Annotated in this window: 28 protein-coding genes; 13 read left to right on the top strand and 15 right to left on the bottom strand. The window is 56.4% G+C overall.

All coding sequences use genetic code 11. From position 1 onward, the window contains the following. The first annotated feature begins 116 nt into the window (after window positions 1–116). A complete protein-coding gene (locus ACERY3_RS03205; protein WP_373225030.1) occupies window positions 117–1,691 on the top strand; it encodes a peptidoglycan-binding protein in 1,575 nt (524 codons plus the stop codon). Beyond that, complete coding sequence (locus tag ACERY3_RS03200; protein ID WP_373225029.1) at window positions 1,691–2,305, top strand: hypothetical protein; 615 nt, start codon at window positions 1,691–1,693, stop codon at window positions 2,303–2,305. Before ACERY3_RS03205 ends, ACERY3_RS03200 begins: the two co-directional genes overlap by 1 nt. An 18-nt stretch (window positions 2,306–2,323) precedes the next feature. Here ACERY3_RS03200 and ACERY3_RS03195 read toward each other — a convergent pair whose 3' ends face one another. From ACERY3_RS03195 to ACERY3_RS03185, 3 genes are all read right to left on the bottom strand, one after another. After that, window positions 2,324–2,947, bottom strand: a complete 624-nt coding sequence (locus tag ACERY3_RS03195) for a helix-turn-helix domain-containing protein (protein WP_373225028.1) — start codon at window positions 2,945–2,947, stop codon at window positions 2,324–2,326. Window positions 2,948–3,207: 260 nt separating this feature from the next. Then, window positions 3,208–4,038: an N-acetylmuramoyl-L-alanine amidase gene (locus tag ACERY3_RS03190; protein ID WP_373225027.1), complete on the bottom strand. Its 831-nt coding sequence runs from the start codon at window positions 4,036–4,038 to the stop codon at window positions 3,208–3,210. Next, entirely contained in the window at window positions 4,035–4,358 is a 324-nt protein-coding gene (locus ACERY3_RS03185; RefSeq protein ID WP_023310944.1) for a heavy metal-binding domain-containing protein, read from the bottom strand. Before ACERY3_RS03185 ends, ACERY3_RS03190 begins: the two co-directional genes overlap by 4 nt. Window positions 4,359–4,455: 97 nt before the next feature. On the opposite strand from ACERY3_RS03185, the gene ACERY3_RS03180 reads away from it, so the two are divergent. The 6 genes from ACERY3_RS03180 (at window position 4,456) to artJ (ending at window position 8,998) form a co-directional block, all read left to right on the top strand. Continuing rightward, entirely contained in the window at window positions 4,456–4,974 is a 519-nt protein-coding gene (locus ACERY3_RS03180; protein ID WP_045403666.1) for a lipoprotein, read from the top strand. 226 nt (window positions 4,975–5,200) lie between these two features. Further along, window positions 5,201–5,929: an arginine ABC transporter ATP-binding protein ArtP gene (artP, locus tag ACERY3_RS03175; RefSeq protein ID WP_047061479.1), complete on the top strand. Its 729-nt coding sequence runs from the start codon at window positions 5,201–5,203 to the stop codon at window positions 5,927–5,929. Between the two features lie 19 nt (window positions 5,930–5,948). Next, window positions 5,949–6,680 carry an arginine ABC transporter substrate-binding protein ArtI gene (gene artI / locus ACERY3_RS03170; protein WP_058842135.1) on the top strand — a complete coding sequence of 244 codons (732 nt, stop codon included), beginning with the start codon at window positions 5,949–5,951 and terminating at the stop codon, window positions 6,678–6,680. A 6-nt stretch (window positions 6,681–6,686) separates the two neighbouring features. Then, window positions 6,687–7,403, top strand: a complete 717-nt coding sequence (gene artQ, locus ACERY3_RS03165) for an arginine ABC transporter permease ArtQ (RefSeq protein ID WP_023310941.1) — start codon at window positions 6,687–6,689, stop codon at window positions 7,401–7,403. Further along, window positions 7,403–8,071: an arginine ABC transporter permease ArtM gene (artM, locus tag ACERY3_RS03160; RefSeq protein ID WP_033145048.1), complete on the top strand. Its 669-nt coding sequence runs from the start codon at window positions 7,403–7,405 to the stop codon at window positions 8,069–8,071. Before artQ ends, artM begins: the two co-directional genes overlap by 1 nt. 195 nt (window positions 8,072–8,266) lie before the next feature. Then, the gene (artJ, locus tag ACERY3_RS03155) at window positions 8,267–8,998 is read left to right on the top strand and encodes an arginine ABC transporter substrate-binding protein ArtJ (protein ID WP_021240923.1); all 732 of its coding nucleotides are present in this window, start codon (window positions 8,267–8,269) and stop codon (window positions 8,996–8,998) included. Window positions 8,999–9,078: 80 nt separating this feature from the next. On the opposite strand, the gene ACERY3_RS03150 is transcribed toward artJ, so the two are convergent. The 11 genes from ACERY3_RS03150 to nfsA all read right to left on the bottom strand — a co-directional run bounded on the left by ACERY3_RS03150 (window position 9,079) and on the right by nfsA (window position 19,800). After that, window positions 9,079–10,548, bottom strand: coding sequence for an ATP-binding protein (locus ACERY3_RS03150; RefSeq protein ID WP_069303868.1), 1,470 nt, complete (start codon window positions 10,546–10,548; stop codon window positions 9,079–9,081). Further along, entirely contained in the window at window positions 10,532–11,239 is a 708-nt protein-coding gene (locus tag ACERY3_RS03145; protein ID WP_373225024.1) for a response regulator transcription factor, read from the bottom strand. Before ACERY3_RS03145 ends, ACERY3_RS03150 begins: the two co-directional genes overlap by 17 nt. Before the next feature lie 72 nt (window positions 11,240–11,311). Further along, window positions 11,312–12,439, bottom strand: coding sequence for a 23S rRNA (uracil(747)-C(5))-methyltransferase RlmC (rlmC, locus tag ACERY3_RS03140; RefSeq protein ID WP_373225023.1), 1,128 nt, complete (start codon window positions 12,437–12,439; stop codon window positions 11,312–11,314). A 40-nt stretch (window positions 12,440–12,479) separates the two neighbouring features. Then, complete coding sequence (locus ACERY3_RS03135) at window positions 12,480–12,953, bottom strand: YbjO family protein (protein ID WP_023310935.1); 474 nt, start codon at window positions 12,951–12,953, stop codon at window positions 12,480–12,482. 65 nt (window positions 12,954–13,018) lie between these two features. Next, window positions 13,019–13,864, bottom strand: coding sequence for a putrescine ABC transporter permease PotI (gene potI / locus ACERY3_RS03130; RefSeq protein WP_029739447.1), 846 nt, complete (start codon window positions 13,862–13,864; stop codon window positions 13,019–13,021). Beyond that, window positions 13,861–14,814 (bottom strand): putrescine ABC transporter permease PotH, encoded by a 954-nt coding sequence (gene potH, locus ACERY3_RS03125; protein WP_373225022.1) that lies wholly within the window; start codon window positions 14,812–14,814, stop codon window positions 13,861–13,863. The genes potI and potH overlap by 4 nt, the downstream gene beginning before the upstream one ends. A 10-nt stretch (window positions 14,815–14,824) precedes the next feature. Next, window positions 14,825–15,958 carry a putrescine ABC transporter ATP-binding subunit PotG gene (gene potG, locus ACERY3_RS03120; RefSeq protein ID WP_024907855.1) on the bottom strand — a complete coding sequence of 378 codons (1,134 nt, stop codon included), beginning with the start codon at window positions 15,956–15,958 and terminating at the stop codon, window positions 14,825–14,827. Between the two features lie 143 nt (window positions 15,959–16,101). Then, window positions 16,102–17,214, bottom strand: coding sequence for a spermidine/putrescine ABC transporter substrate-binding protein PotF (gene potF / locus ACERY3_RS03115; protein WP_023335062.1), 1,113 nt, complete (start codon window positions 17,212–17,214; stop codon window positions 16,102–16,104). Window positions 17,215–17,565: 351 nt separating this feature from the next. Further along, complete coding sequence (locus ACERY3_RS03110; protein WP_014169308.1) at window positions 17,566–18,042, bottom strand: YbjN domain-containing protein; 477 nt, start codon at window positions 18,040–18,042, stop codon at window positions 17,566–17,568. A gap of 63 nt (window positions 18,043–18,105) precedes the next feature. Continuing rightward, the gene (gene rimK / locus ACERY3_RS03105) at window positions 18,106–19,008 is read right to left on the bottom strand and encodes a 30S ribosomal protein S6--L-glutamate ligase (RefSeq protein ID WP_033145042.1); all 903 of its coding nucleotides are present in this window, start codon (window positions 19,006–19,008) and stop codon (window positions 18,106–18,108) included. A 69-nt stretch (window positions 19,009–19,077) separates the two neighbouring features. Then, on the bottom strand, window positions 19,078–19,800 hold the full coding sequence (gene nfsA, locus ACERY3_RS03100; RefSeq protein ID WP_063439194.1) for a nitroreductase NfsA: 723 nt from the start codon (window positions 19,798–19,800) through the stop codon (window positions 19,078–19,080). A gap of 184 nt (window positions 19,801–19,984) precedes the next feature. Here nfsA and ACERY3_RS03095 point away from each other — a divergent pair, with 184 nt between their 5' ends. After that, complete coding sequence (locus tag ACERY3_RS03095) at window positions 19,985–20,254, top strand: GrxA family glutaredoxin (protein ID WP_006809455.1); 270 nt, start codon at window positions 19,985–19,987, stop codon at window positions 20,252–20,254. A 30-nt stretch (window positions 20,255–20,284) separates the two neighbouring features. Here the strand turns inward: ACERY3_RS03095 and ACERY3_RS03090 are convergent, their stop codons facing one another. Next, on the bottom strand, window positions 20,285–20,659 hold the full coding sequence (locus ACERY3_RS03090) for an inner membrane protein YbjM (protein WP_033145040.1): 375 nt from the start codon (window positions 20,657–20,659) through the stop codon (window positions 20,285–20,287). 273 nt (window positions 20,660–20,932) lie between these two features. Here ACERY3_RS03090 and ACERY3_RS03085 point away from each other — a divergent pair, with 273 nt between their 5' ends. The 4 genes from ACERY3_RS03085 (at window position 20,933) to arsC (ending at window position 24,967) form a co-directional block, all read left to right on the top strand. After that, complete coding sequence (locus ACERY3_RS03085; RefSeq protein ID WP_014169303.1) at window positions 20,933–22,618, top strand: aspartate:alanine antiporter; 1,686 nt, start codon at window positions 20,933–20,935, stop codon at window positions 22,616–22,618. Between the two features lie 254 nt (window positions 22,619–22,872). Further along, entirely contained in the window at window positions 22,873–23,193 is a 321-nt protein-coding gene (locus tag ACERY3_RS03080) for a metalloregulator ArsR/SmtB family transcription factor (protein WP_033145039.1), read from the top strand. Window positions 23,194–23,233: 40 nt separating this feature from the next. Beyond that, window positions 23,234–24,523, top strand: a complete 1,290-nt coding sequence (locus tag ACERY3_RS03075) for an arsenic transporter (protein WP_373225020.1) — start codon at window positions 23,234–23,236, stop codon at window positions 24,521–24,523. 12 nt (window positions 24,524–24,535) lie between these two features. Then, window positions 24,536–24,967, top strand: coding sequence for a glutaredoxin-dependent arsenate reductase (arsC, locus tag ACERY3_RS03070; protein WP_047061470.1), 432 nt, complete (start codon window positions 24,536–24,538; stop codon window positions 24,965–24,967). Window positions 24,968–25,049 lie beyond the last annotated feature (82 nt).

Raw genomic sequence — 25,049 nt, 5'->3', positions numbered from 1 at the left:
AACCTATGATAGAGGTCCAGACAGAATATTTTTATCCTGTATTCAAATTGCTCCTTCCGCCTATATCCTTTACTTTTCCGGCTCCTTGCTATGAATCAAAGAGACGGTAATACGCTATGTATATGCGCCATTTTAATTTCACTACCCAGCCTTTCCGGGCTATCACCCGGATGTCAGGTGATTTTTTTGTTCCGTATCATCAGGATGTGTTCGGTTTGCTGAAAGAGAAGTGCCAGACAACAGGCGTCACTGCGCTCTTAAGCGACGACAGCTATCTCACCTCGCAGTTTTGCGAAGCGCTGAAAAAGCATGACGGCACGCTGCTTGCCATTAACGCCTTCCCAAAACTCAGCGCCAGCGGCCTGCTCTATAAACTCAACACCACCACTAAAGAGAGCAAAACCCGGATCCAGGCTATTGATGCCGTGCTGCGTCAGTGGCAGGACGAGATGTTGTCCCGCAAAACCACGCGTAAAGTGCTGGTCATTTCGCATATTCAGTCGATGAAAGCGAATTGCCACGACGCACTGTCCATGTTGTTAACCCGCGCGCAGGAGCTGGATGTGCCTCTGTCGGTTGTGCTGATGGGATCGGCCGACCAGGAAGCCGCCCTCCAGCAGTCCGGGTTGCGTGAATCTCTTCATACGCACCACACGCTCCGGCCCCTCACCTGCCGCGAGTCCCTGAGCTATGTTCAGGCCCAGTGTGAAGCGCATGGCAGCGACGCGACGCCGTTCACCCGGGCCCGCATGCGCAGGATGCATGTTCTGACCAAAGGACAGACAGGCAAACTCAACGAGCTGGCGCACCTTGCGATGCTAGCCGCCTGGACCGAGCGTTCAGCGCAGGTATCGCCGCGCCATCTGCGCCTCGCCGCAGGAGAAGTTCTGCCGGCGAAACCAAAGGGCAAACGCCTTGCCGTTATGGGCCTTTTTGCCTCCGTACTGTTTGCCGCCTGCGGCTGGACATTGATGCCCACCATTACCGCCAGACTGCCGGTACAGTTGCCCGTGATGGCCAGCTGGAAACCGCAGGCGCCAAAAACCGACGCCCCAGCGGTGCCGGTTATCGATAATGAAGTGGTGAATAAGCCCGATGCGATGCATCAGCTCTATACCATGTGGGGTTATGACGCCACGATGGAAGAGGCGCTCTGCCAGAACGCCGGGCAGGTCAACCTGATGTGTAAGGAGGGCAGCGCTCCGGTCGAAGAGCTGGCAAAAGAGGGTTACCCGTGGATCGGCGAGATCAAAACAGGCGATCACCTGAACTATGCCGTGGTGGCCAGAGTAGATGATAACTCGCTGGATCTGCTGATGAATAATCGCACCTGGCAGGTGAGCCGCAGCTGGTTTAACCAGCATGCAACCGGCAATTACACCCAATTGCACCGCCTTACGCCGCAGGGGAAAGATGCCGTGAGCGCCGAAAGCAGCGCCAAAGATCTGGGCTGGATGGATCAGCAGCTTAGCCAGGCGCTGAATCTACCCGAAACCCATACAAAGGCGTGGACGGCCGAACTGATGCAACGTACCCGCGAGTTTCAGCAGAAAATGCATCTGCATGTGGACGGGATTGCGGGTGAAGATACATTGATGCAGTTAATGCGTGAAACCCGGACTACGCCAAGCGTACTTATTCAGTCCGCAAATATATCTGCGACCCCCACCGCGCAGGAGAAACATTCATAATGTCGACGATTACTCTGGCTGCCCAGCGCAGCTATACCCTGAACGCACCGGTCTGGTTTTCTTACCGGCGCCCCTCGCTGAAAAAAGCGGTCTGTGCCACCCTGCTCTGGGTGGTGGGAATAGTGATGACGATCGCTGCGGGACTCTACGCTCATCTCTACTGGGATCTGCGCCATCCGGCACCTGAGCCAATAAAAGCGAGCGCCGTTAAGCCAGAAACGACGCTATCGGATATGCATTATGTCTATGTCAGTAAACCGTTCCCGCAGCCTGAACCAAAGCCAGAACCGGTAACAAAAGAGATGCCGCCGCTGCAGGAAATGCCCATTAATAGCGGCGATGCCGACTGGCAGCAGGCGCCCGACGGTGAAATGCCACATGATATTTCCCGGGATACATTGCCAGGGACAGAAGTGAACCATTCTGCTGTCCCCGAACGGGATAATACCGGTCAGACAGTAGATGACGGGGCGATCAAGGCATTATTGATGAAGGCGTTAAAAGAGCAGGAAAAAGATTATTCGCAAGGGAAAATGCCCGCGCCTCCTGTAGATGAATCCACGGCAGGAACGCAGGCAAATAATTTAATGAAACATAGCCCTCCTTTCAGTTAAAAAGGAGATAAATAGCGATTAATATTTCTCCGGCAATGCTGATAAATACATAAGGCGGCCTTTCTCAACCTGAATATAATTACCTTTCTTCAGGTCGGCGAGGATTTTAATAATGGTACTGCGGGCCAGGCTGGTATATTCCTGAATATAGTCATAAATATTGATATCGCGCTGATGGTGCACAATCAGTTCGTTAATTTCCAGCAAGAACTCGCGAACAATCGCGTACGCGCTGCGGGCCACCAGCACTTCGTCACGCTTGCTGAGCAGGCAAACGTACCAGGAGAGGACTTTACTCAAGGCTTCCCAAAGATTTTTTTCGCTTATCAGACGGACAAAATCATCTTTTTTAATGGTGCGCACCACGGTATTGGCACGAACCAGGCCGTACATATGCGTTGAGTTGTAATAAATAGAGGAGAGACCAAAAATACATTTATTCTGTAAGGTGAACATACACAGTTCATCCGACTCGCGGCGGAATTCAACTTCACCGCTCACGATAAAATGAATATCTTCGTTGTTATCGGTACTGATACGCTGCCATTTGCGTAAGGTTCTTTCTTCAAAACCTTCAGTTGCCGCGATAAGGGCGTCAAGTTCTGCTTGTGGACGGCTATTTTTACTGTAGATACTTAACATTGTTATACCTATTAATATTAAATTGAAAAAGGTGAACGTGTGCAATCACAGCGCTTAAATGCGTAGTCCATTTAACAAATGTAAAGTAAAGCTAAGACTTTAGAACATCCGTATTTCTTATTTGTCGTGCTGATATATTGTCAACCACGTTTGCGAGTAATTTCGACTGAGGAAACTATAAAACATTTACGACGTGAATGTGATTAAAAAATCAGTCCAAAAGAAGACCCTATAAAGGTGAAGTCGGGTAACCCGAAGGATTACCCCTGCCCGTAGCGCTCCAGCAGCGCCTCCGCGATAGCCAGCGTTTCGCGATCGGCCACGCCGTCCCAGCGCGCCGGGCGAAAATGCATCTGAAACGCGACGATAACGCGCTTCTGCTGCGCGTTCGTCATGTTATCGGTCACCTCATAGCCGTAGCGCGCCAGCAGATCGAGCAACACCTTCGGCTCCACGAGCTCGTCGCGCGGCTTGCCGTTCAGGTAAAACGCCACCCGCGCCGGGTCGGGCCATGCACCAATCCCCTGCTGCGCCAGATCACGCCACGGGAACAGCGGGCCGGGATCGTCTTTGCGCTGCGGGGCGATGTCCGAATGGGCCACCACATTTTCAGGTCTGATGTTGTAGCGGGCAATAATGTCTTTGGCGAGCGGCACCAGTGCCGCAATTTGCGCAGGCTCAAACGGCGTAAAATGCTTAACGCCCGACGTTTTTTGCCAGCCGCGGTTCTCCAGCTCAATGCCGACAGACGTATCGTTGATGCGGTTGGTGCCGCGCCAGAAGCTGATGCCCGCATGCCAGGCCAGTTCGCTCTCGGGCACCAGCTGCCAGATGCGCGGCTTACCGTCCGGTGCCGGGGGTTTAGCCGGGATCAAATAGTGAGAACTGACGTTCTTATCCGTCAGCGTGGCCAGCGAGCTGTCAAAGTCATCGGCGGTGTAGTGGATCACCAGCACCTTTATACGCGGGTAAGCCGCCTGCGCCTGATGACGCGTGTCCAGCTCGTAGGCGCCTTTGTCGATAATCCCTTTTTCCGTGACGCATCCTGCCAGCAGCAGCGCCAGCAGGAGCGTGGCAAACGAACGCGTCATCGAAGGGTTTTCACCGCCGTACCGCTTACGCTCACCATCAGCATGCTGGCATCTTTCCCGACCGTTTCGTAGTCGATATCAATCCCCACAACCGCATCAGCGCCGAGGGCTTCCGCCTGCTCGCCAAGCTCTTTAAAGGCGATTTCACGCGCTTTGCGCAGCTCTTTTTCGTATGCGCCCGAGCGGCCGCCAACGATATCGCGGATACCGGCAAAAAAGTCGCGGAAGATATTGGCGCCGAGAATCGCTTCGCCGGTAACCACACCGCAATACTCGGTTATTGTCTGCCCTTCCAGGGTTGGCGTTGTTGAAAACTGCATGGTTTCTCTCCTTCTTTAGCGTTCAATGCCTTAGGCACAGCATTATCGGTTCGTTACGCTATGATTGAAAGGATAGTTAATAAATAAGGAAATCAACATGCGCTATTCTGCTTTAACACTTTTGGTGCCCTGCGCGCTGGTGCTCAGCGCCTGTACCACCACGGTCACGCCAGCCTTTAAGGATATCGGTACCCGCAGCGGCCCCTGCATTGAGGGTGGCCCGGACGCCGTGGCGCAGCAGTTCTATGATTATCGCATTCAGCACCGCAGCAACGATCTCACCGGCCTGCGCCCGTATCTGAGCGACGGTCTGGCAAAACTGCTTAACGACGCCACCCGCGATCCGCAGCACAACACATTGCTGAAATCCGATCCGTTCTCCAGCCGCACCACGCTGCCGGACAGCGCCGAAGTGGCCAGCGCGTCAACCATCCCGAACACGGATGCCCGTAATATTCCGCTGCGCGTGAAGCTGACGCAGGGAACCCAAACCTGGCAGGATGAAGTGCTGATGATCCGTGAAGGACAGTGCTGGGCGGTAGACGACGTGCGCTACGTTGGCGGCAGCGTTCATGCCCCGGCAGGCACGCTGCGCCAGTCGATTGAGAATCGCTAAACCCGCCGATACAACCCGGTAACCCCCGTAAAATGTGCGGCATTTCATGCGGAATGCCGACATTTATTCTCGCCGACCTTACCGTTCGCTATTTTGTGCTATGTTTAAGAGGAAACACGGGTTATATTTAACTTTTAACGCATAAATATTGCATAACTATTCTGTCAACGGTACTATCTGCGGCCTCAATTGCTATAGATTGCCTGGATGAGTAAAGACTGCCCCGATGAGTATTAAACTAAACGGCATTAACTGCTTCTACGGCGCACACCAGGCGCTGTTTGACATCACGCTGAACTGCCCGGAAGGCGAAACGCTGGTTTTGCTTGGCCCAAGCGGTGCAGGCAAAAGCTCCCTTCTGCGCGTACTTAATCTGCTTGAAATGCCCCGTTCAGGTACGCTGGCGATTGCCGGTAACCATTTTGACTTCGCGAAAACGCCGTCTGATAAAGCGATTCGCGAACTGCGTCAAAACGTCGGCATGGTCTTCCAGCAATACAATCTCTGGCCGCATCTGACCGTCCTGCAAAACCTGATTGAAGCGCCGTGCCGCGTACTGGGGTTAAGCAAGGATCAGGCGATCGCCCGTGCCGAAAAGCTGCTGGATCGTCTGCGTCTTAAGCCTTACAGCGACCGCTTTCCGCTGCACCTTTCCGGTGGTCAGCAGCAGCGCGTAGCCATTGCCCGCGCGCTGATGATGGAGCCTGCGGTACTGCTGTTTGATGAACCGACCGCGGCGCTGGACCCGGAAATCACCGCCCAGATCGTCAGCATCATTCGCGAGCTGGCGGAAACCAATATTACTCAGGTTATCGTCACCCACGAAGTGGAAGTGGCGCGTAAAACCGCCAGCCGTGTGGTCTACATGGAAAACGGGTATATCGTTGAGCAAGGTGATGCGAGCTGCTTCGCGAACCCGCAAACCGATGCCTTCAAAAACTATTTATCTCATTGATTGTGTCAGGGGAAATATAATGAAAAAAGTATTACTTGCCGTGCTGCTTGCTGGCGTTACCCTTTCCGCTACCGCAGCTCAGACCCTTCGTTTCGCCACGGAAGCCTCTTACCCTCCGTTTGAGTCCATTGATGCGAACAACAAAATTGTTGGCTTCGACGTGGACCTGGCTAACGCCCTGTGTAAAGAGATCGACGCGACCTGTACCTTCAGCAACCAGGCGTTCGACAGCCTGATCCCAAGCCTGAAGTTCCGCCGTATCGACGCCGTGATGGCCGGTATGGACATCACCCCGGAGCGTGAAAAGCAGGTGCTGTTCACCACCCCTTACTACGACAACTCCGCCCTGTTCATTGGTCAGAAAGGTAAATTCACCTCTGTCGATCAGCTGAAAGGCAAAAAAGTTGGCGTGCAGAACGGCACCACGCACCAGAAATTCATCATGGATAAACATCCGGAAATCACCACCGTTCCGTATGACAGCTACCAGAACGCGAAGCTGGATCTGCAAAATGGCCGTATCGACGGCGTATTTGGTGATACCGCGGTTGTGACCGAGTGGCTGAAAGCCAACGATAAACTGGCGCCAGTGGGCGACAAAGTGACCGATAAGGATTACTTCGGTACCGGTCTGGGGATTGCCGTTCGTCAGGGCAACACTGAGCTGCAGCAGAAATTCAACGCTGCGCTGGAAAAAGTGAAGAAAGACGGCACCTACGAAACCATCTACAAAAAATGGTTCCAGAAGTAATTCCTGATGAATGAAATTTTTCCTTTAGCAAGCGCCGCCGGGATGACCGTCGGCCTTGCCGTTTGCGCACTGATTATCGGCCTCGTGCTGGCGATGTTCTTTGCGGTGTGGGAATCCGCGAAATGGTTCCCCGTCGCCTGGACAGGCTCCGCGCTGGTCACCGTGCTGCGTGGGCTTCCGGAAATTCTGGTGGTCCTGTTTATCTATTTCGGCTCCTCACAGCTGCTGCTGACGCTGTCGGACGGTTTTACGATCAATCTTGGCTTTGCGCAGATCCCGGTGCAGATGCAGATTGAAAACTTCGACGTCAGCCCGTTCCTGTGCGGCGTGATTGCCCTCTCCCTGCTCTACTCCGCGTACGCGTCGCAAACCCTGCGCGGTGCGCTGAAAGCCGTGCCGCAGGGTCAATGGGAGTCGGGTCAGGCGTTAGGTCTGTCGAAGTCAGCCATCTTCTTCCGTCTGGTCATGCCGCAGATGTGGCGCCATGCCCTGCCGGGCCTCGGCAACCAGTGGCTGGTGCTGCTGAAAGATACCGCGCTGGTGAGCCTGATCAGCGTTAACGATTTGATGCTGCAAACCAAAAGCATCGCCACCCGCACCCAGGAGCCTTTTACCTGGTACATTGTGGCGGCGGCTATCTACCTGGTGATCACGTTGCTCAGTCAGTACATCCTCAAGCGTATTGACCTGCGTGCGACGCGCTTTGAACGGAGACCAGGCTGATGCTTGAATATTTCCCCGAGCTGATGAAAGGGCTGCACACCAGCCTGACGCTGACCGTGGCGTCCATTATCGTGGCGCTGATCCTGGCCCTCATCTTCACCATCATCCTGACGCTGAAAACGCCGGTGCTGGTGTGGATTGTGCGCGGCTACATCACCCTGTTTACCGGTACGCCGCTGCTGGTGCAGATCTTCCTGATTTACTACGGCCCGGGCCAGTTCCCGTCGCTGCAGGAATATCCGGTTATCTGGCATCTACTCTCTGAACCGTGGCTGTGTGCCCTGATTGCCCTTTCGCTCAACAGTGCGGCCTATACCACCCAGCTGTTCTACGGCGCGATCCGCGCCATTCCGGAAGGACAATGGCAGTCCTGCGGAGCGCTGGGCATGAGCAAGAAGGACACGCTGGCGATCCTGCTGCCATACGCCTTTAAGCGCGCGCTCTCCTCCTACTCCAACGAAGTGGTGCTGGTGTTCAAGAGTACCTCTCTGGCCTACACCATCACGCTGATGGAGGTAATGGGTCACGGACAGCTGCTATACGGGCGCACCTACGACGTGATGGTGTTCGGTGCGGCAGGCGTGGTCTATCTGGTGGTTAACGGCCTGTTGACGCTGATGATGCGCCTGATCGAGCGTAAAGCGCTGGCGTTTGAGCGCAGATCGTAGGCCGGGTAAGCGCAGCGCCACCCGGCAAGAAGTGCATAAATGTGATTAATCAATGCGGGTAACTTTCTGGTTATCCGCTTTTTTTTGCCATAAAAATAATACTTAATCATTTTTATTGCATATAAATTCATTAAATGGCATTGTACATCCATGCCGCAGACACGGCGCATAAATAAGACAGACGGGAGTATTACAATGAAAAAGTTAGTTCTGGCCGCATTGCTCGCCACCTTCGCCGCTGGCGCATCCGCAGCTGATAAAATCAATTTTGGCGTGTCCGCCACCTATCCGCCGTTTGAATCGCTGGATGCCAGCAACCAGATCGTGGGTTTCGACATTGACCTGGCGAAAGCGCTTTGCAAACAAATGCAGGCCGACTGCACCTTTACCAACCATGCCTTCGACAGCCTGATCCCGTCGCTGAAATTCAAAAAATACGATGCGGTGATCTCCGGGATGGACATCACGCCTGAGCGCAGCAAGCAGGTCGCGTTTACCGACCCGTACTACGCCAACTCGGCGGTCGTGATTGCGAAGAAAGGCGCTTATACCTCTTTCGATCAGCTGAAAGGCAAACGCATCGGAATGGAAAACGGCACCACGCACCAGAAATACCTCCAGGACAAACATCCTGAAGTGAAAACCGTGGCTTATGACAGCTACCAGAACGCGATTATCGACCTGAAAAATGGCCGTATCGACGGCGTGTTCGGCGATACCGCCGTGGTGAACGAATGGCTGAAAACCAATCCGCAGCTGGGCACCGCAACCGAGAAAGTGACCGATCCGCAGTACTTCGGCACGGGTCTGGGCATCGCGGTACGTCCGGATAACAAGGCCCTGCTGGAAAAACTGAACGGCGCGCTGAAAGCGATTAAAGCTGACGGTACGTATCAGAAAATCAGCGAGCAGTGGTTCCCGCAGTAAGATTTTTTTGCCGGGTGGCCCGGCCTACGGGGGTGGTAGTCTGTAGGCCGGGTAAGGCGAAGCCGCCACCCGGCACTCTCTCACAGCGGCACAAAGAACCTGAACCGCGCCCCGCTCACCGACTCCATCAGCCTGATCCCACCGCCGTGCAGCTCCAGCATACGTTTCACGATTAACAGCCCCAGCCCGCCGCGATTCTCCCGCGATGCCTGGGTATTCAATGCCGACGGCCGCTGGAACAGATCGTCGCGCAGCGAGGCATCCACGCCCGTTCCGCTGTCAGCCACTTCGACCTGAAGCCGTTCATTCTCCTGCCAGACCGCCAGACGAATTTCCCCGCCAGATGGCGTATGGCGCATCGCGTTATCGAGCAGGTTGGTCACCACGCGTTCGATCATCGACACGTCGGCGTTAATCAGCGGCAGCGGTCCCGGCACGTCAATATGCAGATTCACCTCGCGCGTGCGGGCGGTGAGCTCAAACTTCTGCGCCACGTCGGAAATCAGCTCCCCCATCGCGAAACGCTCGCGCTGCGGCTTAATGCCGCCGTGCTCAAGGCGCGCCAGCTCGAACAGCTGCTGCGAAAGATGACGGACTTTTTGCCCCTGACGCAGCGCGGTGGCGAGATACTGCTGGTGCTCCTGCGGCGTCAGCGTGGCGGATTTTAGCGACAGGGTTTCCAGATAGCCCAGCAGCGAGGTCAGCGGCGTACGGAGATCGTGCGAAATGTTGGCGATAAACTCCCGGCGCTGGCGATCGCTGTCGGCCAGCTGGTCCCACTGGCGGGTGATTTTGCGTGCCAGCTCGATAAAGCTGTTGCGCAGGATCGCCACTTCATCTCTGGCCGCCGCGTCCGACGGCTGCGCCGCCAGCTGTCTGATAGCGCTGATGCTGTCCTGCTCCAGCCCGGCGACCTCCACCGTCAGCTGTTTTACCGGGCGCGTGACCCAGTACCAGACCAGTAAACCTGCCAGCAGGCCAAACAGCGCGACCCACAGCAATGACCACAGCACCGTGCTCCACAGCGCCTTATGCCAGGCCATTTCCGCCAGCGCGTTTGACTCTTCGCCCTGCAAAATAATGTACAGGTAGCCCTTAAGCTCGCCGTCCTGCCGCAGCGGCGTGGCGCTAAAGACCTTTTTATTTTGACTGCGAGGATCGTCGCCCAGGACCGGTATGGCGGTACCGCTCAGGAAGGTCTGAACCGGGGCCAGATCGATTTTTTGCCGCTGAATGTGGCCCGGCGGTGCGGCATCGGCCAGGATATCGCCGTCCGGGGAGACAACGTACAGCTCAACGCTCGGATTAAAGGTCATCAGCCGGTCGAACAGCGGCTTGAGCGCCGTTCGGTCGACCCTGCCCTGCGCGTCCAGAATCGGTTCACGCTGAACGATCTGCTGCGCCAGCCCGCCCGACAGCCGCTGCACCATCGCGTTGCCGTACTGCGTACTGGTGTAGAGCTGTACCGCACAGGCGACGGTGGCGCAGAGCATCATCAGCAGGATAAACAGCAGCGTCAGGCGCTGGCCCAGGCTAAAGCGGCGCATCATGATTTGGCTCCGCAAATTTATAGCCCTTGCCCCAGACGGTGCGAATAATCTCCGGCTCGCCGGCGTCCTTCTCAATCTTGATGCGCAGGCGGTTGATATGGGTGTTAACAGTGTGCTCATAGCCTTCGTGCTGATAGCCCCAGACCTGCTCCAGCAGCGCCAGACGCGAAAAGACCTCGTCAGGATGACGGGCAAAGAAGTACAGCAGCTCGAATTCACGCGGGGTGAGATCCACCACCTGGCCGTGAAGCAGCACGCTGCGCGCCAGCGGATCGATGGTCAGACCGTGGGCCTGAATTTGACCGTCGGTTTGCGCCTGCCCCATCGCCTGCTGGCGGCGGAACAGCGCTTTGATGCGCGCAATGAGTTCCTGCACCGAGAATGGCTTCGCCAGATAATCATCGGCGCCGGTTTCCAGCCCGGTAATGCGGTCGGTCTCGCTGCTGCGGGCGCTGATGATGATCACCGGCAGGTAGCGCGTCATCTGACGGATGCGGCGGCAAATCTCCAGACCGTCAACGCTGGGCAGCATCAGGTCGAGGATCACCGCATCCCACGGCTGTTTTTCAAGACGCAGTAAGGCCTTGCCCCCGTCGGGCTCGTGGGTAATGGCGTAGCCTTCGTCTTCTAAATTGAGTCGCAGAAGCGCCGCGATATCGTGGTCGTCTTCCACCAGCAGGATCTGCTTCATGGGTAAGCCTTTATTCATCTCTTATGACGTAAGCTTACCTGATTTCGAGCGGGGGAAGAGTTCACATTTTGTTTAAGATTTCACGAGCAACGTCAGCACTTCGTAATGCGCGGTATGCGGGAACATATCGAAAAGCTGAACGCGTTCAATGCGGTAGCCCGACAGGCTGGCGATGTCTTTCGCCATGGTCTGGGCGTTACAGCTGGAATAGACGATGTACTCGGGTGCCATCTGGCTCAGGTAGTCGCACAGCGCCTTGCCGATGCCGCGGCGCGGCGGGTTGACCAGCACCAGCTCCGGCACGTTGCCCTGGCCGGTCGCAAACTGCGTGGAGTCGAGCGCCTGGAAGTGCTGATTCGTTAACCCCAGCCCGGCGGCGGACTGCTTCGCGCAGGCAATCGCTTCGGCAGAGATCTCAATGCCGGTGAGCTGCATTTCTGGCGTGGCGCAGTGCAGACCAAAGCCGCCCACGCCGCAGAAGAGATCCCACATATGATGGACGTTTAACGCACGTACCCAGTCGCGGGCGGTGGCGTACAGGCTGCTTGCCACGGTCGGGTTGGTCTGGAAGAAGCTTTGCGGGCGGATCCACAGCGGCACGCCGTTGAAGCTTTCGGCCAGCGCGTGCTGGTCGGTGAAGAAAATCTCTTTCTCCCCTTCCATGATCGCCATATGCACCGGCTGAACGTTTGCCGTAATGACCTTCAGCTGCGGCAGCTGTTCCTGCAGCCACGGCAGCGCCGCGCGCAGCTGCTCCAGCTTGGTTTCGGAGCGCAACACGAAGCGCAGCATCATGCCGCCGTCGAGTTGGCTTTCCGTCAGCAGAAGGTATTTCAGCTCGCCGCGCCTGCGGGCGACGCTGTAAGGCGTTAATCCTGCACGCGCGATAAACGGTTTCAGCGCGGCAAAGACGGGTTCGAACGAGGCGGGATACAGCGGGCAGCCGGTCAGGTCTTCCGGCGTGCCGTCGCGGTGCAGCATTCCCAGCAGCGGTTTTTCAACGCTGCCGCTGACCACCATTTTGGCTTTATTACGAAAGCCCTGCTCCGGGCCACTGACGGGTGCGCACCACTCGCCCACCGCTTGTGCTGCCAGCAGCTGTTGCAGGTCGGCCATTTTGGCGGTGAGTTGTTGAGAGACCGGCTGTTCTATCCACTGACAGGAGCGGCAGCGTCCGGCGTCATAGAGTGCGCACTGCATATGAAAACCTTAAGAATCACGAGGGCTGCGATTATACACATTATTGCAGGCGGAAGAACCGCCGGCTTGAGGCCGGAACGAAGAGTAGACAGAGCACCAGCATATCCGGCAATTTTTGCATAAACAGCGCGCGCAGGATCTCGCGTTTGGATTCACCAGCAATGCTGAACAGCTCCGGGTAGCCGTATCCCAGCGAGGCGGCCCACAGATAGCTGGCGGCGGTAATTTGCGTCAGCAGATAGACCCAGCGCGCCCAGTTGCGCCCTTTGACCAGCGAAAACGCGCAGTAGATCTCGATAAACACCAGCACCAGGCTGCTCAAAAAGACCAGCGTCAGATTCCACGTCTGCACGCTGCGGTGAATGAATTCACCGATGCCGCGCACGCCCAGGGTGTTCAGAATCATCAGCACGTCCAGGCAGCGGATCATAATAATGGCGAGCGCCGCCACCTGAACCAGTGCAGGTACGTTAGGACGCGCGTGCGTAGTACGTGATTTTTTTAATAATCCCAATGTTTTACTTCCCTGAAAAACAGTGCCGCGTCATGCGCGGCACATCACTGGAAATTTTAAATCCTTCAGCCGCGTCTTGCACGCTGGATATCGCGCACGCGCTGTTTTTCCGCGCGCGCCATCAAATACCAGGCGATAAATCCGACAATTCCGACCACGCCGAGGATGATGGAAGCCAGGGCGTTAATCTCCGGGTTGACCCCCATGCGCACGCTGGAGAAGACCAGCATCGGCAGCGTCGTCGCGCCCGGTCCGGAGACAAAGCTGGCGATAACCAGATCGTCCAGCGACAGCGTAAACGCCAGCAGCCAGCCGGAGATCACCGCCGGCATAATCATCGGCAGGGTAATAATGAAAAAGACCTTCAGCGGCGTCGCGCCAAGATCCATCGCCGCCTCCTCAATGGAGCGATCCAGCTCGCGCATGCGCGAGGAAATCACAACCGCCACGTAGGCCGTACAGAAGGTGACGTGCGCCAGCCAGATGGTGAGCATGCCGCGATCCGCCGGCCAGCCGATGGCGTGCGCCAGGGCCACGAACAGCAGCAGCAGCGCGAGTCCGGTGATCACGTCCGGCATAACCAGCGGCGCGGTGATCATAAAGGCGAACCCGTTTGAGCCGCGAAAACGCCCGAAGCGCACCATCACCAGCGCGGCGATCGTGCCCAGCACCGACGCCATTGTCGCCGCAAGGGCTGCAATGGTCAGGCTCAGCCCCACCGCGCTCATCATCGCATCGTCGTGAAACAGCTCGCTGTACCAGCGCGTCGACCAGCCTGCCCAGACCGTCACCAGCTTAGAGCTGTTGAACGAGTAGATCACCAGCATCAGCATCGGCGCATACAGGAAGGTAAAGCCGATAACGAGAATCGCAATTCGCCACGGGGAGCGCACTACCGGTAAGTTGTTCATCCGTGATCTCCCATCTGTTTCTGCTGATGCTTGTGGAACCACATGATCGGCACGATCAGCAGCAGTAACATCACGATCGCTACCGCAGAGGCCACCGGCCAGTCGCGGTTATTGAAGAACTCCTGCCACAGCACGCGGCCAATCATGATGCTGTCCGGGCCGCCGAGCAGTTCCGGGATCACAAACTCCCCTACCGCCGGGATAAAGACCAGCATTGACCCGGCGATAATGCCGCCTTTGGTCAGCGGGACAATGACGCTGAAGAAGGTTTTTAACGGGCGGGCGCCGAGATCGAGCGACGCTTCCACCAGCGAGTAATCAATGCGCGTCAGCGCAGTGTAAATCGGCAGCACCATAAACGGCAGATAGGCGTACACAATGCCGATATAGACTGCGAGGTTGGTGTGCAGGATCGTCAGCGGCTGATCGATAACCCCGAGCCACATCAGGAAGTTATTCAGCACGCCGTTGTTTTTCAGGATCCCCATCCAGGCGTAAACGCGGATCAGGAACGAGGTCCACGACGGCAGGATCACCAGCAGCAGCAGGATGTTACGCGTCGACGGCTTGCTGTGCGCCACCGCCCACGCCAGCGGGTAGCCCATCACCAGACAGCAGAGCGTCGAAATCGCCGCCACCTGCAGCGACTGCAGATACGCTTCGAAATAGAGCGGATCGTCGGTGAGCTGCAGGAAGTTGCCTAGATTAAGCGTCAGCGTCAGCTGCCCGCCGGCCCAGTCCAGCAGGTTGGTATAGGGCGGGATCGCCCGCGCCATTTCCGCCAGGCTTATCTTGAAAACAATCAGGAACGGCAGCAGGAACAGCAGGATCAGCCACACATACGGCATGGCAATCACCAGCTTGCGGCCGTGGTTCATCTGCATGCGCGTTAGCCACTGGGCAAAACCGCCCGGCTTTTCTGCGCGAGCTGGAGGTTCAAGTGCACTCATTTGCAGCTCCTTATACCGTCAGCACGACGCAACTGTCAGCATCCCAGCACAGGCGCACTTCGTCACCCCATGTTGGCTGCCCCTTGCGGTAGCGATGTTCGTTCTGTAGCTGCGCGCTGAGCATCTGCCCGCTTTTCAGCCGCACGTGGTAGATAGACAGATCGCCCAGGTAGGCAATGTGCACCACTTCGCCCACGGCAAAGTTATAGCCATCGGCAGGCGGATCCTCACAGAGCATGATCTTCTCCGGACGCAGCGCGACGTAGACCGGCACGTTATCCACCACGGAGTTATCCGGATCGACCTTAAGCGGATGCTGCAGCCCCGGCGATTCGATGACCAGGCCATCCTCCTGACGATCTTTCAGCAGCCCTTCGAAGACGTTGACCGAGCCGATAAACTCCGCGCTGTAGCGGGTGGTCGGGTGCTCATAAATCTCTTCCGGCTCGCCAATCTGCACGAACTTCCCGCGGTTCATGATCGCGATGCGTCCGGCCATGGTCATCGCTTCTTCCTGGTCGTGGGTCACCATCACGCAGGTCACCCCCACGCGCTCGAGGATATCCACCACTTCGAGCTGCATACGGTCGCGCAGTTTTTTATCCAGCGCGCCCATCGGCTCATCGAGCAACAATAATTTCGGCCGTTTTGCCAGACTGCGGGCCAGGGCCACGCGCTGGCGCTGGCCGCCGGAGAGCTGGTGCGGCTTACGCTTCGCGAACTCCTGCATGTGCACCAGGCTCAGCATCTCGGCCACGCGCGCGGTAATTTCGGCCTTCGGCAGCTTGTCCTGCTTCAGGCCAAAGGCGATGTTCTGCTCCACCGTCATGTGCGGGAACAGCGCGTAGGACTGGAACATCATGTTAATCGGGCGCTGATACGGCGGCACGCTGGAGAGATCCACACCATCCAGCATGATTTGCCCGGCGGTGGGCTGTTCAAACCCGGCCAGCATACGCAGCAGGGTCGATTTACCGCAGCCAGAAGCCCCCAGAAGGGCAAAAATCTCGCCTTTATAGATAGTCAGGCTGACGTCGTCCACGGCATGCTGGCCATCGAAAGATTTGGTGAGGTTACGAATTTCAAGAAGCGGGGTCAGCGCTTTACGGACTTTCGCCTGCGGGCGGGGGATCGCGTCATTCACGGGGTGTTCTCCGGCATAGATCAGTACTGGTGCAAACGCACCGTCAGGGTGCGCATCGCCGGGCGGCGCTAACGCTTGCCCGGCCTACGGGTTGTACAGGCCCGGTAGGCGACAGCGCCACCGGGCAACAATACCCAACGCCGTTATTTACCGCTTTTCACCTTGGTCCACGCGCGGGTACGCACGCGGTCAATTTTTGGATCCTGAACTTTCAGGGTGAAGAGCTTGGCGAACACATCCGCTGGCGGATAGATAGCCGGGTTGTTACGGATTTCTTCGCTTACCAGCGGCACGGAGGCCTTGTTACCGTTCGCGTAGTAAACGTGGTCGCTGATGTGGGCGATCACCTCAGGACGCATCAGGTAGTTGAGGAACTGATAGGCTTCGTCTTTGTTTTTCGCATCAGCCGGCATCGCGAAGACGTCAAAGAAGGCCAGCGCCCCCTCTTTCGGAATGAAGTAAGAGACGTTCACGCCGTTTTTCGCCTCTTTCGCGCGGTTAGCCGCCTGCCACACGTCCCCTGCCCAGCCGATCGCGACGCAGATGTCGCCGTTCGCCAGGTCGTTAATGTACTGAGACGAGTGGAAGTAACGAATGTTTGGACGCAGCTTCAGCAGCAGATCGGTCGCCGGGCCGGTGTAATCATCGGCTTTACTGCTGTTCGGGTCTTTGCCCAGGTAGTTCAGCACGGTGGCGAAAATCTCTTCCGGCGCATCGAGGAAGGAGACGCCGCAGCTTTTCAGCTTCTCAAGGTTTTCCGGCTTCAGCACCACGTCCCAGCTGTCCAGCTTGACGTCCGGGCCCAGCACCGCTTTGACTTTATCCACGTTGTAGCCGATACCGGTGGTCGCCCACAGGTAAGGCATGGCGTATTTGTTGTCCGGGTCATGCTTCGCCACTAGCTTCAGCACTTCCGGATCGAGGTTTTTCCAGTTCGGTAACTTGCTCTTGTCCAGAGGCTGGAAGACGCCTGCCGTCAGCTGACGCTCGAGGAAGCTTGCGGAAGGCACCACGAGATCAAACCCGGTGCTGCCCGCCATCAGTTTTCCTTCCAGCACTTCGTTGGAATCGAATACGTCGTAGACCACTTTAATGCCGGTCTCTTTTTCAAAATTCGCCACCGTGTCCGGCGCGATATAGTCAGACCAGTTGTAAACGTGCAGCGTTTTTTGTTCCGCAGCGAGCGTGCCGGCAGAGACGGCCATCAGAGCACCCGCAACCAGACCCGATAACCATTTTTTATTCAAGGCGATCATATCTTTATTCCTTCTGAAAGCTCGTTAACAAACGAACTAAAACTGTGCAATCTGAAGATATGCAATAATCATGCATAGTTTGTCGCTCTGCCCAAAATAAAAAGAAACCTCTTTACCCGGCAGCTTCCGCTCGCTTTTTTAAGCATCGCAAGAATAACTGTAGCCCGTGTCTCCGGCTATAGCCCAGACGAAAAAACGCCTTTTATCAATTTTTTATGCAGGTTACGTCTACGTGATAAGCCGAAACGGCCTTCAGGGAGGTGAAAAACTCTTTAAAGAAAGGTTAAAAGCAGCAGAAAAAATGGCCTTCTGCAGCCGCTATGGCAGCGACTGCGCAAAAGTCAGACAGGCTTAGTGAAGAAAATTGGGAGATGCATCATTATTCTCTGCATCATCTTCCGCGCTATACAGCAGATGGTGTGCATTGGCTTCCATCATGACCATGGAAATTTGCTCTTCGCTCAAACGCATAAACCAGGAGAACTGCTTGAACGACAGCCCGGCACCGGAGAATAAAGACTGGCAAACGACCAGTTTTGGCAGATTATCATCCTGTATGTCGAGAAATGCTTTCACCGTCAAAGAACTGGCGTTGATCGCTGACAGGTCGGAGGCCAGCGCCAGCAGCGCGGAGGGCTTCACTTCGGCCAGCGCGGAGAAAAGGATCACGTCGTTAATGAGATCGATTTTGGCATCGAAAATGCCGTCGAAATTCTGCATATGAGGCAGATGCAGCGCCTGGCAGGAATCGCATTCGAAGAACGTAATTCCGGCATCATCAAGCCATTGACGTAACGTATCCAGTGTAGGTACGACCTGTAAATCCATCGCTGTGCAGCCTCTTCAATATAATCTGTGCATAGGGTACGCAAAAAGTGCGTTCAATACCATTTAACCGCCCGTTTTCAGACAGTAGCCCGGCGTGGCATGACGCTCGATCCATGCGATCATTTTACCTGCAATATCGACACCTGTGGTTTTTTCTACGCCTTCCAGCCCCGGCGAAGCGTTCACCTCCATGACCAGCGGCCCGCGCGTCGCCCGCAGAAGGTCTACGCCCGCCACGTCCAGCCCCAGGGTTTGCGCCGCTTTGACGGCAATTTCCCGTTCGCGATCGCTAATATCGGCTACCCGCGCCACGCCGCCGCGGTGAAGGTTAGAGCGGAAATCGCCCTCTTTCGCCTGGCGCTCAATAGCTGCCACCACCTCATTGCCGACCACGAAGCAGCGGATGTCGCGCCCTTTCGCCTCTTCGATGTACTCCTGCACCAGGATGTGGGCATTGAGGCCCCTAAAGGCGTCAATCACGCTCTCCGCCGCCTGACGCGTTTCCGCCAGCACCACGCCAATGCCCTGCGTGCCTTCCACCAGTTTGATGACCAAAGGCGCGCCGCCCACCATGTCGATGAGATCGCTGGTGTCGTCAGGTGAATGGGCAATCCCCGTAACCGGAAGATCGATCCCCTGACGGGCGAGGAGCTGCAGCGAGCGCAGCTTGTCGCGGGCGCGCGAAATGGCGACGGATTCGTTGAGCGGATAGCTGCCCAGCATCTCGAACTGGCGCAACGCGGCGGTGCCGTAATAGGTGATCTGGGAGCCGATGCGCGGGATCACGGCATCAAAGTGCGGCAGCTTGCGGCCTTTGTAGTGAATCGACGAGGCGGCCGGGTCAATGTTCATATAGCAGGACATCGGGTCGAGGATCTCAACCTGATGCCCGCGTTTCGCCGCCGCGTCTCGCAGGCGCTTACATGAATAGAGCGTTCCATCCCGGGACAATATGGCAATTTTCACCCTGCACCTCTCTGAAGACATGGAAAAAGCCTGCATATCATATACGCAGGCAGGCGCAGGCGGAATGGACTATCGCGTCGCCCAGCCCTGTTTGTGCAGGTAATCAAGAATAAACGGGCGGTTTTCTTTAATGATGGTGCGACGAATATGGTCAGTCCAGGTATCGCGACGGTTATTGCTGCCGCGCGTCAGGTAGTAGTTCGCCAGCTCTTCATCATATTGATTCAGGACGTCCTGATCGACCGGCTGGTAGTGGTTTTCGTGCACCAGCATGGCGGCAGGAATACGCGGCTTCAGATCCGGGTTATCCGCAGGCCAGCCGAGGCACAGGCCGAACAGCGGCAGGACATGTTTTGGCAGCTTCAGCAGCTCGGTCACGCTTTCAATGTTGTTACGCAGGCCGCCGATGTAGACGCCACCTAATCCCAGCGACTCCGCCGCCGTAAAGGCGTTTTGCGCCATCAGCGCGGTATCCACCACGCCCAGCAGCAGCTGTTCGGCCAGCCCCAGCTCGGCCTCAGGGCAGATCTGCAGGTGGCGGTTAAAGTCGGCGCAGAACACCCAGAACTCCGCGGCCTGGGCCACATGCTTCTGTCCGCCGGTCAGCGTGACCAGCTGTTCACGCATGGCCGGGTCGGTAATGCGGATAATCGAGCTGCACTGCAGAAAGCTGGAGCTGGAGGTCGCCCTGGCGCTGTTAATAATCGCTTCGCGCTGCGCCTCGGTAATCGGCTCATTGGTGAAGTGGCGAATGGAACGGTGGGATGTGAGCAGGTCTATGGTTGGCGTCATCTTGTCTCTCTTTGTCTTGCTTAAACCTTATGGCAGCCAGTATAGGCAATGATTTGCGCGGTGTAATTGGCGAAACATAGCCTTACTGTATCAAAGCGACAGGCGAAACCTTCTTTAATGGCGGCAGGTTATCGGGCACTATATGTCCTATTCGCCGTCAGGCTTGTTTTTTGAGGAGAGAGAAATGTTTGCAGTAATTTTTGGTCGTCCAGGGTGCCCTTACTGTGTGCGCGCGAAAGAGCTGGCTGAGAAACTGACCGAAGAGCGCGATGACTTCAACTTCCGCTACGTGGACATCCACGCGGAAGGCATCACCAAAGCGGATCTCGAAAAAACCGTCGGCAAGCCGGTTGAAACCGTACCGCAGATCTTCCTCGATCAGAAACACATCGGCGGTTGCACTGACTTTGAAGCTTACGCCAAAGAGCATCTGGGCCTGTTTGCCGCCCAGTAATGCGAAGACGCCCTCACCCGGAGGGCGTTTTTATTTGTGGTGCCGTCGATGCTTAATCAGGCTGCACACAAACAAATAGCACAGCGCGCCGAGGGCGCACCAGAAGACGCCGCTCAGCAACCACGCCATCTCCTGCCAGAAACTTCGCGTTGACACATACAGCATGCGCATCAGCAGCAGACACAGCGGTGCCGCCAGCATTGCGCCAATAAGCGGCTTGACCACTTCTCCTTTACGGGAAAGAAAACTGGCTGCCGCTCCCGGCAGGGTAAAAAAGAGCAGCCCCAGCTCCGGGTGTCCGGCAGCCCTGAATGCCCCCTTCACATTAAAAGCGAGCGACATGCACACGACGGTAAACAGCAAAAAGCAGCTGATCACCCCCGCCCAGTTTCGTTTAATGTTCAAACTATCCTCCTGACTTATCTCTATCAAATACACCTTCGTCGGGTAGACGCCCAGTCAGATAAAGCAATGCGGCAATCCTTGCCAAAGTACGCACAGGGTGATGCGATAATAGGTAGCTGTCAGTAGCTAATACGATTAAACTATCGGCCAGCTAATGTTTTAGGGAATAAATTAGGTAACAGGGAGGGTTGAACACGTTCCCTGGCTCAGAAAACAGTAGCCCAAATAGTCCTTTCATTCAACAACTTACTGGTAAACAAGAAGTTAGCCTCCGTGAATATAAACGTCGCAGACTTGTTAAATGGGAATTACATCCTGTTATTATTTGTGGTACTGGCGCTGGGCCTCTGCCTGGGTAAATTGCGCCTGGGTTCAGTTCAACTTGGTAATTCCATTGGCGTTTTAGTCGTCTCCTTATTATTAGGCCAGCAGCACTTCAGCATTAACACGGACGCGCTCAACTTAGGCTTTATGCTGTTTATTTTTTGTGTTGGCGTGGAAGCGGGACCGAACTTTTTTTCAATTTTCTTCCGCGACGGCAAAAATTATCTGATGCTGGCGCTGGTGATGGTTGGCAGCGCGCTGCTGATCGCGTTAGGGCTGGGTAAACTGTTTGGCTGGGATATCGGGTTAACGGCCGGTATGCTGGCAGGCTCCATGACCTCCACCCCCGTGCTCGTGGGTGCCGGTGATACCCTGCGCCATTCCGGCATGGCCGGCGCGCAGCTCTCAACCGCGCTCGACCACCTGAGCCTGGGCTATGCCCTGACCTATCTGATTGGTCTGGTGAGCCTGATCGTCGGCGCGCGCTACCTGCCAAAACTTCAGCACCAGGATCTGCAGACCAGCGCCCAGCAAATCGCGCGCGAGCGCGGTCTCGATACCGATTCCAAACGTAAAGTTTATCTCCCGGTGATCCGCGCCTATCGCGTCGGGCCAGAGCTGGTGGCATGGGCTGACGGCAAAAACCTGCGCGAGCTGGGGATTTACCGCCAGACGGGCTGCTATATCGAACGTATCCGCCGCAACGGCATTCTGGCGAACCCGGACGGCGACGCGGTGCTGCAGATGGGCGACGACATCGCGCTGGTGGGTTACCCGGATGCCCACGCCCGTCTCGACCCGAGCTTCCGTAACGGCAAAGAGGTGTTCGACCGCGACCTGCTCGACATGCGTATCGTCACCGAAGAGATCGTGGTGAAAAACCATAACGCCGTGGGCCGCCGTCTGGCGCAGCTGAAGCTGACCGACCACGGCTGCTTCCTCAACCGCGTGATCCGTAGCCAGATTGAGATGCCTATCGACGATAACGTCGTGCTCAACAAAGGCGATGTTTTGCAGGTCAGCGGCGACGCGCGACGCGTGAAAACCGTTGCCGACCGCATCGGCTTTATCTCCATTCACAGCCAGGTCACCGACCTGCTGGCCTTCTGCGCCTTCTTTATCGTTGGCCTGATGATCGGGATGATTACCTTCCAGTTCAGCAACTTTAGCTTCGGCATCGGTAACGCCGCCGGGCTGCTGTTCGCCGGGATCATGCTAGGCTTCCTGCGAGCCAACCACCCAACCTTCGGCTACATTCCGCAGGGCGCGCTGAACATGGTGAAAGAGTTCGGTCTGATGGTGTTTATGGCGGGCGTCGGCTTAAGCGCGGGCAGCGGGATTGGCCACAGCCTGGGCGCCGTCGGCTGGCAGATGCTGGTTTCCGGACTTATCGTCAGCCTGGTGCCGGTGGTGATCTGCTTCCTGTTCGGCGCCTACGTGCTGCGCATGAACCGCGCCCTGCTGTTCGGGGCGATGATGGGCGCACGTACCTGTGCGCCGGCCATGGAAATCATCAGCGACACCGCGCGCAGCAACATCCCGGCGCTGGGGTATGCGGGCACGTACGCTATCGCTAACGTGCTGCTGACCCTGGCGGGTACGCTGATCATCATCATCTGGCCCGGACTCGGATAACTCCTAAGTTTGCGCGCGGGGAAAATTATTTTCGTCACGCGCAGAACTTTTTTATCAGGGGGCAGTCATAACTATTGCCACTGCTTTTCTTTGATGTCCCCAATTTGTGGAGCCCATCAACCCCGCCGTTTTGGTTCAAGGTTGATGGGTTTTTTGTTGCCTGAAATTCCCGTACCTCTCATCTCCGCTTCTATCCTGCAATCAAAACATATATGATTAAACATATATAAAACATTCCACCTGCAGGAACGCCCATGCTCCACCCGCTCCAGCTCTTCAAAACCCTCTCCGACGAAACGCGACTCGCCATCGTCATGCTGCTCCGTGAAGCGGGCGAGCTGTGCGTATGCGATCTCTGCTCCGCAACCACCGAGTCTCAGCCTAAGGTCTCCCGCCACATGGCGTTGCTGCGCGAGTCCGGGCTGGTTATCGACCGTCGCGAGGGGAAGTGGGTCTATTACCGTTTGTCTCCCAACATGCCTGCATGGGCGGCAACCGTTATCGACAACAGCTGGAACTGCCTGCGGGACGAGACGCGCATGAAGCTTAAAAACCGACTTTCAGGCTCGTGCTAGGCAAAACACATTCACAAAAACAGATATAACGGAGTAGAAGATGTTTCTGGCAGGGGCTATTTTTCTGTTTACGCTGGTACTGGTCATCTGGCAGCCCAAAGGGCTCAGTATCGGCTGGAGCGCCAGCATTGGCGCCGTGCTGGCGCTGGCCAGCGGCGTGATTCACATTAACGATATACCTGTGGTATGGAATATCGTCTGGAACGCCACGGCAACGTTCATTGCCGTCATCATCATCAGCCTGCTGCTGGATGAGTCCGGCTTTTTCGAGTGGGCGGCGCTGCACGTTGCCCGCTGGGGGAACGGTCGCGGGCGATTGCTGTTTACGTATATCGTGCTGCTGGGCGCAGCCGTGGCGGCGCTGTTTGCCAATGACGGTGCGGCGCTAATCCTGACCCCTATCGTCATCGCCATGCTTCTGGCGCTGGGGTTCAGCAAGCAGGCCACGCTGGCGTTTGTGATGGCAGCAGGTTTTATCGCCGACACCGCCAGCCTGCCGCTGATTGTGTCGAACCTGGTCAACATCGTGTCGGCAGACTTCTTTAAGCTGGGGTTCAGCGAGTACGCCTCGGTGATGATCCCGGTAGATATCGCCGCGATTGCCGCAACGCTGGTGATGCTGCATCTGTTCTTTCGCAAGGAAATCCCCCCGGAATATGACCTGGCAAAACTCCGCGAGCCCGCGCGGGCCATTCACGATCTCCCGACGTTCAGAACGGGCTGGATCGTCCTGCTGCTTCTGCTCGTCGGTTTCTTTGTGCTTGAACCTCTCGGCATTCCGGTCAGCGCCATCGCGACCGTCGGCGCGCTGATTTTATTCGCTGTCGCAAAACGCGGACATGCGATAAACACCGGAAATGTGCTGCGCGGCGCGCCGTGGCAGATCGTTATCTTTTCGCTGGGGATGTATCTGGTGGTGTATGGCCTGCGCAATGCCGGGCTGACGGACTCTCTCACAGGCGTACTGGATAGCCTGGCCGGACACGGGCTGTGGGCCACCACGCTGGGAACCGGGTTCATCACCGCGTTTCTGTCATCCATAATGAACAATATGCCCACCGTGCTGATTGGCGCGCTCTCCATCGAGGGCAGTACGGCGACAGGTTTGATCAAGGAAGCGATGATTTACGCCAACGTGATTGGCTGCGATCTGGGGCCGAAAATCACGCCTATCGGCAGCCTCGCCACCCTGCTCTGGCTCCACGTGCTGGCGCAGAAAAACATGACGATCACCTGGGGCTACTATTTCCGGACGGGCATCGTTATGACGCTGCCGGTCCTGTTTGTGACGCTCGCCGCGCTGGCGCTACGTCTCTCCTTCACACTGTAATGAGCCACTGATATGAGCCACATCACCATTTATCACAACCCGGCCTGCGGAACCTCGCGCAACACGCTGGAGATGATCCGCAACAGCGGCACGGAGCCAGAGATTATCCTTTATCTGGAAACCCCGCCGTCGCGCGATAAGCTGACCACCCTGATTGCCGAGATGGGCATTTCAGTGCGGGATCTGCTGCGTAAAAACGTGGAGCCCTATGAACAGCTCGGCCTTGCCGACGATAAGTTCACCGACGACCAGCTTATTGATTTTATGCTGCAGCACCCGATCCTGATTAACCGTCCGATCGTGGTGACGCCGCTGGGCACCCGCCTGTGCCGACCGTCTGAAGTCGTCCTCGACATCCTGCCGGATGTGCAGAAAGGGGCGTTTACGAAAGAAGATGGTGAAGCCGTCGTGGACGCCAGCGGCAAAAAAATCTCGCCAAAGTAACCCGTTGATAATGGCGCAGTAAGGCCTTCCAGCCGCATACCCCCCCATCTGCCAGGTTGCATCAGCCGAAACCCGGCACATA

This window comes from Enterobacter cloacae complex sp. ESBL7, assembly GCF_041679625.1.
Taxonomy (GTDB): Bacteria; Pseudomonadota; Gammaproteobacteria; order Enterobacterales; family Enterobacteriaceae; genus Enterobacter; species Enterobacter asburiae_B.
The sequence above is the reverse complement of the archived record's forward strand: the minus strand, read 5'-3'. Positions and strand labels throughout refer to the sequence as shown.

Excerpts from the sequence above, each read along its gene's own strand:
- rlmC (WP_373225023.1), bottom strand. The coding sequence starts at position 12,439 with ATGCAGTGCGCACTCTATGACGCCGGACGCTGCCGCTCCTGTCAGTGG.
- ACERY3_RS03150 (WP_069303868.1), bottom strand. The coding sequence starts at position 10,548 with ATGATGCGCCGCTTTAGCCTGGGCCAGCGCCTGACGCTGCTGTTTATC.
- ACERY3_RS03075 (WP_373225020.1), top strand. The coding sequence starts at position 23,234 with ATGTTTCTGGCAGGGGCTATTTTTCTGTTTACGCTGGTACTGGTCATC.
- potI (WP_029739447.1), bottom strand. The coding sequence starts at position 13,864 with ATGAACAACTTACCGGTAGTGCGCTCCCCGTGGCGAATTGCGATTCTC.
- artP (WP_047061479.1), top strand. The coding sequence starts at position 5,201 with ATGAGTATTAAACTAAACGGCATTAACTGCTTCTACGGCGCACACCAG.
- artJ (WP_021240923.1), top strand. The coding sequence starts at position 8,267 with ATGAAAAAGTTAGTTCTGGCCGCATTGCTCGCCACCTTCGCCGCTGGC.
- ACERY3_RS03080 (WP_033145039.1), top strand. The coding sequence starts at position 22,873 with ATGCTCCACCCGCTCCAGCTCTTCAAAACCCTCTCCGACGAAACGCGA.
- ACERY3_RS03180 (WP_045403666.1), top strand. The coding sequence starts at position 4,456 with ATGCGCTATTCTGCTTTAACACTTTTGGTGCCCTGCGCGCTGGTGCTC.
- ACERY3_RS03110 (WP_014169308.1), bottom strand. The coding sequence starts at position 18,042 with ATGGATTTACAGGTCGTACCTACACTGGATACGTTACGTCAATGGCTT.
- ACERY3_RS03095 (WP_006809455.1), top strand. The coding sequence starts at position 19,985 with ATGTTTGCAGTAATTTTTGGTCGTCCAGGGTGCCCTTACTGTGTGCGC.
- ACERY3_RS03145 (WP_373225024.1), bottom strand. The coding sequence starts at position 11,239 with ATGAAGCAGATCCTGCTGGTGGAAGACGACCACGATATCGCGGCGCTT.
- artM (WP_033145048.1), top strand. The coding sequence starts at position 7,403 with ATGCTTGAATATTTCCCCGAGCTGATGAAAGGGCTGCACACCAGCCTG.
- artQ (WP_023310941.1), top strand. The coding sequence starts at position 6,687 with ATGAATGAAATTTTTCCTTTAGCAAGCGCCGCCGGGATGACCGTCGGC.
- ACERY3_RS03195 (WP_373225028.1), bottom strand. The coding sequence starts at position 2,947 with ATGTTAAGTATCTACAGTAAAAATAGCCGTCCACAAGCAGAACTTGAC.
- arsC (WP_047061470.1), top strand. The coding sequence starts at position 24,536 with ATGAGCCACATCACCATTTATCACAACCCGGCCTGCGGAACCTCGCGC.
- potF (WP_023335062.1), bottom strand. The coding sequence starts at position 17,214 with ATGATCGCCTTGAATAAAAAATGGTTATCGGGTCTGGTTGCGGGTGCT.
- ACERY3_RS03200 (WP_373225029.1), top strand. The coding sequence starts at position 1,691 with ATGTCGACGATTACTCTGGCTGCCCAGCGCAGCTATACCCTGAACGCA.
- ACERY3_RS03185 (WP_023310944.1), bottom strand. The coding sequence starts at position 4,358 with ATGCAGTTTTCAACAACGCCAACCCTGGAAGGGCAGACAATAACCGAG.
- ACERY3_RS03190 (WP_373225027.1), bottom strand. The coding sequence starts at position 4,038 with ATGACGCGTTCGTTTGCCACGCTCCTGCTGGCGCTGCTGCTGGCAGGA.
- ACERY3_RS03205 (WP_373225030.1), top strand. The coding sequence starts at position 117 with ATGTATATGCGCCATTTTAATTTCACTACCCAGCCTTTCCGGGCTATC.
- potH (WP_373225022.1), bottom strand. The coding sequence starts at position 14,814 with ATGAGTGCACTTGAACCTCCAGCTCGCGCAGAAAAGCCGGGCGGTTTT.
- nfsA (WP_063439194.1), bottom strand. The coding sequence starts at position 19,800 with ATGACGCCAACCATAGACCTGCTCACATCCCACCGTTCCATTCGCCAC.
- artI (WP_058842135.1), top strand. The coding sequence starts at position 5,949 with ATGAAAAAAGTATTACTTGCCGTGCTGCTTGCTGGCGTTACCCTTTCC.